This window comes from Streptomyces atriruber (assembly GCF_001418325.1).
Taxonomy (GTDB): Bacteria; Actinomycetota; Actinomycetes; order Streptomycetales; family Streptomycetaceae; genus Streptomyces; species Streptomyces atriruber.
In genome coordinates, this window is record NZ_LIPN01000608.1 from 1 (window position 1) to 6,045 (window position 6,045).

The 6,045-nt window shown below is 74.0% G+C and carries 6 protein-coding genes; all 6 read right to left on the reverse strand.

The features are described 5' to 3' along the window. Nucleotides 1-1,276 (reverse strand): MbnB/TglH/ChrH family RiPP precursor modification enzyme (locus tag AOK03_RS39155; RefSeq protein ID WP_055570104.1); only part of this gene is annotated, 1,276 nt, incomplete at its 3' end. An 80-nt stretch (nt 1,277-1,356) separates the two neighbouring features. Beyond that, a complete protein-coding gene (locus AOK03_RS39160; protein ID WP_055570105.1) occupies nt 1,357-2,124 on the reverse strand; it encodes a DUF4142 domain-containing protein in 768 nt (255 codons plus the stop codon). A gap of 107 nt (nt 2,125-2,231) precedes the next feature. Further along, nucleotides 2,232-3,077, reverse strand: a complete 846-nt coding sequence (locus AOK03_RS39165; RefSeq protein WP_055570106.1) for an ABC transporter permease — start codon at nt 3,075-3,077, stop codon at nt 2,232-2,234. A gap of 13 nt (nt 3,078-3,090) precedes the next feature. Further along, nucleotides 3,091-3,921, reverse strand: a complete 831-nt coding sequence (locus AOK03_RS39170; RefSeq protein WP_055570107.1) for an ABC-2 family transporter protein — start codon at nt 3,919-3,921, stop codon at nt 3,091-3,093. Next, nucleotides 3,918-4,940, reverse strand: coding sequence for an ABC transporter ATP-binding protein (locus AOK03_RS39175; protein WP_055570108.1), 1,023 nt, complete (start codon nt 4,938-4,940; stop codon nt 3,918-3,920). Before AOK03_RS39175 ends, AOK03_RS39170 begins: the two co-directional genes overlap by 4 nt. After that, nucleotides 4,937-6,045 (reverse strand): hypothetical protein (locus AOK03_RS43005; protein WP_157869218.1); only part of this gene is annotated, 1,109 nt, incomplete at its 5' end. The genes AOK03_RS43005 and AOK03_RS39175, both read right to left, overlap by 4 nt.

The following is a 6,045-nucleotide window of genomic DNA, read 5'->3' on the forward strand; positions in this document are numbered from 1 at the left end:
CGTGCAGGAGTCTCGCGGCGGGCCGCCGCGACAGCGGGGCCGGGCCCGAGCGCTCCAGCCACCAGTCGCTCAACCGCCGCCGGGCCTCCGGGTCCTCGGGGCGCCCGGCGAGCAGCAGGTGCTCGGCGAAGTTCAGCGCGTCGTGCCGGTAGCCGCCGGTCATGGGCCGGGTCCTGGCGTACGTGAGGAACCGGCCGCGGTACGCCGTGCCGAGGATCTCCGGCAGCTCGGGCGCGACCTTCGCGACGACGTCGGCCCGCTTGGCGGCCAGGGCGTGGCCCTGCACCTTCAGGCGCGCGTGGTCGAAGCCCTCGGGCGCCGGGGTGCCCGCGACGAGCGCGGAGAGGAGCGCGGTCTGGGCGACGGCGGTGCGCTGGCGGGCCGCGGCGGAGGCGGCCGGGACGTCGTGACGCCCGGCCGGGACGTCCGCAGGCGCCTCGTCCGACGTCTTCACCGTCGCCCGGACGGCGTCCAGCTCCCGCTCCAGCTCGGCCGGTTCGGGGAAGTTCTCGTCCCGCTCCAGGAGGACGCCGGGCGGGGACACGCGCGACGCGAGGTCGGCGAGGACCGCGAGCACGGCCTCCGGCACGGGGTGCGCGTGGCTGTCGTGCCAGACGCCGTCCCGCTCGAAGCCGCCCGCCACGTGGACGTACGCGATGGCCTCGACCGGCAGTTCGTCCAGCGCCTTCGCCGGGTCCTCGCCGCGGTTGACGTGGTTCGTGTGGAGGTTGGCGACGTCGATGAGGAGCCGTACGCCCGTGCGCTCGACGAGCTCGTACAGGAACTGCCCCTCCGTCATCTCCTCGCCGGGCCAGGAGACCAGCGCCGCGATGTTCTCCACGGCGAGCGGCACGGGCAGCGCGTCCTGTGCGATCCGGACGTTCTCGCAGAGCACGTCCAGCGCGTCGCGGGTGCGCGGCACCGGCAGCAGGTGCCCGGCCTCCAGCGGCTGCGTCGCGGTGAGGGCGCCGCCCGCCCGTACGAACGCGATGTGCTCGGTGACGAGCGGCGAGCCGAGGGCCTCGGCCCGCTCGGCCAGCGCGGTGAGCCGCCCCTCGTCGGGGCGGTCCGCGCCGCCGAGGCCCAGCGAGACGCCGTGCGGCACGACGGTCACGCCGCGCTCGCGCAGCCGCAGCAGCGAGTCGGGCAGATGCCCCGGACAGAGGTTCTCCGCGACGGCCTCGACCCAGTCGATGCCGGGCATGGCCTCCACGGCGTCCGCGATCTCGGGCCGCCAGCCGATCCCGGTCCCCAGCCGCGTACTCAGCTGCCCCATGTCCGCTCCCCCTTCGTCCCCGTTGCCAGGACCTTGGCCCCGGCCGTGCGGATCGAACCCTCGGGTGGAGACGTTCAGAGCTACATTTGAGGTTCCGGGCGGCCGGTGTTGATCTCTCCGGGCGGTCCTGGCGAGGGCCTGGACGTGGTGGAGACGTCGCCCTCGGGTCCGGCGGGCGAGGGCTCGGGAGGCGTGGCTCCGGAGGGCGGGGGAGGCCCCGTGGGGCTGGCGGTCGCGGTCGACGCGGCGCCGTTCGCGATTCCGTCGAAGTCGACGAGCCCGGTGGCCTCCAGCATCGTGATGTGGTCGAGGACGGTCTGGTTGGAGTCCGTGGCGAGCTGCCGGATCAGGGAGTTGCGGGTGCTGTCGCGCACCTGGGCGATGACGCTGAAGACCTTGCCGTGCGAGGCGCGCAGCAGATTCGCGAACTTCCGCTGGTACGTCTCGCCGCTCGCCGCCGACAGCTCGTCGAGCCACCCCTGCTGCTGGTCGGTCGGCTGGTTGGGCAGCTCCACGCCCAGCTGCGCGGCCACGGCGCGGGTCCGCCTGTCGAGGTCGGTGTGCCCGACGATGAGGTGGTCGCCCGCCTCCTTGACGGCCTCGGTCGGCGCGCGCTCGACGGCCTGCTGTCCCGCGGGTATTTCCCACAGCCCCGCGAGCCGCACCTTCACGAGCAGATCCCGGTCGGCCGCGGAGAGCGGCCCCCACCGGGTGGCCACCGACCCGGCGGCCAGATTGGCGGGCCCGGTGCTCGACCGGTCGGCGTAGGACCACACGGGGAACGCGATGGCCCCCAGCGTGGCGACGAGTGCCGCGATGATCAGAGCTGTGCCGTTGACGCGCCGCAAGGTGCCTCCCGTGGTGCTCCCGTGTCGCCGGTGGTACCGGGGAGTACGGAAGATACGGGTGGGGTGTTCACTCGCGCGAGATGTCGGCGGCCGTCGTCCGTACCCGGTCAGTTGTTGCGCGCGTAGAAGGCCACCCCCCGTCGCCACCACGCGAGCCCCGACCACAGCAGGAGGGCCGCCACGGCGGGAAAGGCGAAGACCAGGGCGGAGGAGAAGGGGACCGTGTCGGCGTGGCCCGTCAGCCAGGCCGCGGGGTAGAAGCCCGCGAAGGCGATGGGGACGGCGAAGGTGAAGGCGCCCTGCAGCAGCCAGGGGAACAGGCCCAGCGGGTAGTTGCCGAAGGTGCCCGACACGCTGTCCAGCCAGAAGAACAGCGACTCGCTGCCCCTGAAGCGCAGGACCAGGGCCGCGATGTGCAGGTTCAGGCCCAGCTCGATCACCGACGCCCCGGCGACCGCGGTGAGCAGGAACGCCACCATCCCCACGGTCCACCCGACGTCCAGGAGGGACAGGCACACGCTGAGCGAGGCGCAGGCGACGACGAGATCGCCGACCGCGTTCACCGGGGCCTCGTAGGTGAAGACCTGGAGCAGGACGGGGGCGGGGCGGGTGCGGAACGCGTCGAAGCGGCCGTCCCGCAGGAGATGGGGGAGCAGGCCGAGGTTGCCGAAGAAGAGCATGTAGAGGCCGTGGCCCAGCATGCGGATGCTGCTGATGAGCAGGACCTCGCCCACGCCCCAGCCCGCCAGCGAGGGGAAGCGGCCGAAGATGACCGTGGCGAACAGCAGCACCGTCACCTGATAGGTGACCCCGTTGGCGATGGCCATGGCGAAGTCCGCGCGGTTGGCCAACTGGCTGCGGACACCGGCGCGCAGGATGACCAGGGCCAGCCGCAGCCGGCCCACGGGGAGCACGGGCGGCGCCGGTTCGGCGGCGCGCGGGACAGGGGACATCGCAGACATCGGATCAACCACCCAGGACGAGGAGGCGGCGCGCCGCGCGACGCCACAGAAGGCGGCCGACGGCGGCCAGCAGGAGGCACCAGGCGGCCTGTTCGAGCAGGTACGGCCAGGCGTCGGAGGCCGCGATGCGGCCCGTGTAGAGGGAGACGGGCACGTGCACGGTCGCGGAGAACGGCAGATGACCGGAGACGGCGGTGAACCACGAGGGGAAGAACCACAGCGGGATCAGCGCGCCCGAGAGCAGCGTCTGCGCGAAGGCCGCCAGGCGGTTCACGCCGAAGCTGGTGATGGTCCAGAAGCTGGTCAGGTCCACCAGGAGCGCCAAGTGGTAGAAGACGCCCTGGCCCAGTGCGTACGAGAGGGCGGCGACCGCCGTGGCGGCGGCCGACGGCGGCGGGGCGACCAGACCGGTCGCCAGGCCGACGACCAGGCCCGCGAGCAGCCACGCCGTGGCGTAGAGGCTCTCGCCGAGGCCCCGCCAGGCGCAGTAGCGGCGGGCGGAGACGGGCCGGGTGAACCAGAACACCACCGATCCGTCCCGGATCTTGCTCTGCGCGGTCTCCTGGGACGCGCCCTCCATGATGACGCGGCCGGTGCCCATCAGGGTGGCGAGGACGGAGTACGTCACGGCCTGGGTGACGTCCATGCCCGCGACCGTGTCGTCGCCCTCGCCGTACAGGGCGCGCCACAGCAGGACGTAGAGGAAGACCTGGGTGACGATGATGAACGCGGTCGCCACGATGCGCGGGCGGTACGCCCACTCCGTGCGCGGCACGAGGGCCGCGAGGCGGTGGGCGCGCGGCTTCCGCCGGGACGCGGGCGCCTGAACCGTCATGCCGGGCCTCCCGCGGGGGCCGCCGCCGCGGCGGCCTCCGGGCGCGCGTACAGGGTGCGCAGGACGTCCTCGACCTTCGCGCCGTCGAAGACCACCGAGCGCACGGCGTGGGCGGACAGCAACTCGTCGGTCACCTCGCGCTGTTCGACACCGGGGTGCGGGCGCAGCTGGACGGTCGTGCCATCGGTGGCCACGACGTCGGCGGTGCGCAGGCTCAGCGCGCCGGGCGGCGTCTCGAACTCCACCACGACGGTCCGCCGATGGTGCGCTGCCCCGGCGAGTTCGCCGCGTTCGCCGTCGAACACGACACGGCCCCGGTCGATGACGACGAGGCGCCGGCACAGCGCCTCCACCTCCGCCATGTCGTGCGTGGTGAGCACGATCGTGTGGTCGCCGGTGCGCGCCAATCCGGCCAGCAGGGTGCGCACCTGGTCCTTCACGAGGACGTCGAGGCCGATGGTCGGCTCGTCGAGGAAGAGCAGCGGGGGCCGGTGCAGCAGCGCCGCCGCCAGGTCGCAGCGCACCCGCTGGCCGAGCGAGAGGAAGCGCACGGGCGTGTCCCAGAAGGGCGACAGCGCCAGTACGTCGTTCAGCTCGGTCAGCGTGGCGCGGAACTCCGCCTCGGACAGGCCGTAGATGTTGCGCAGGATCGTGAACGAGTCGTACGCGGGCAGGTCCCACCACAGCTGCGTGCGCTGCCCGAAGGTGACGCCCATGGCGTGGGCGTTGCGCTCGCGGTCCGCGTAGGGGTCCAGGCCGTAGAGGCGGGCGGTCCCCGACTCCGGGAGCAGCAGGCCCGTCATGACCTTGATGAGCGTGGACTTGCCCGCGCCGTTCTGCCCGAGCAGGCCGATGAACTCGCCTGGCTCGACCGTCATGTCGACCTCGCAGAGCGCCGCCGTGCGCCGCGCCTTCCGCCGCTGGAACGGCCGCTTCCAGGAGCGGCCCTCGGCACTCTCCCAGCTGCGGAAGGTCTTGGTGACCCGGTCGACGCGGATGGCCGGGGGCTGCGTGCTCACGAGCCCGCGCCCGCTTCCGCGCCGCCCGCCACCGCGTCGGCCACCAGCGGCGCGAGCAGCTCGCCCACTGCCGCGAGCCAGCCCGCGGGGACGACGCGGCGCAGCGCGCCGGGCGCGAGCGTGGCCAGTGCGGTACGGGCCAGCGGGGCGGTGAAGTCGGGCGCGCCGCCGCTCTCGCGGGTCACCACGCCCAGCGCGTAGGCGGTCGTCCAGATCTCGGTGAGCAGCACGTCGCTGACGCGGTCGTGCACGAAGGCGCGGTGCGGCAGGCGGTCCAGGGCCTCGCGCAGCGCCCCGACGACGCGTTCGCGGGTGATGCCGCGCTCCAGGAGGGCGTCCTCGGCCGGGACGCGCCGCCAGCCGTCGGGGGCGGCGGCGTCGCGTACGTAGGCGACGGCGAGCTGCTCCCACCAGCAGAAGTACGGCACGGTGTCCAGGTGGACGAGCTCCTGCGGGCGCTGCCGGTCCTGCGGGAGGGCGGGGGCCGCGGCGGGGAAGCAGGCGGCGCTGCGCGGCCCCATCACGTCGTTGCCGACGAGGCTGGCGGGGTTGGCGTGGTCGACGAGACCCGCGACCGGCACGACGGTCTCCGTACCGGTGGCGGCGAGGTAGCCGAGGAGCGCCACGTCGTCGGTGTCCTCCTGCGCGGTCTTGGCGGCGGCGTACTCCTCGAAGCCGAGGGCGAGAGGGGCGGGGAGCACGAGCGCGACCGAGGGCAGGTAGTCGTCGACGACGGGGGCCCAGGCGGCCCCGCGCAGGGCGGCGACCCGCACGGCGTTGGCGGTGCGCGAGCCCCATTCCGTGAACAGGCTCAGGGAGGCGTCGGGCCGGTCGGCGATCAGGGCCCGCACGCGCTCGGCGAAGCCGGGGGCGAGGATCGCGTCGTCCTGGAGGACCAGGTGGTGGGTGGCGCCGGGGGCGACCGACTGCCAGGCGAGGCGGGCCGTGCGCAGGGCGGAGGGCGGTCCTTCCGGGTCCGGGTCGGTGATCAGCCGGGCGTCGAGCTCGGGGTGGCGCGCGCACAGCTCGCGAGCGGCGGCCGCGCGCCGAGGGTGGGCCATCACCACCGTCGACAGGCGGATCTCGGGGGCGTCGGTGCCCGGGG

Excerpts from the sequence above, each read along its gene's own strand:
- AOK03_RS39165 (WP_055570106.1), bottom strand. The coding sequence starts at position 3,077 with ATGTCCCCTGTCCCGCGCGCCGCCGAACCGGCGCCGCCCGTGCTCCCC.
- AOK03_RS39170 (WP_055570107.1), bottom strand. The coding sequence starts at position 3,921 with ATGACGGTTCAGGCGCCCGCGTCCCGGCGGAAGCCGCGCGCCCACCGC.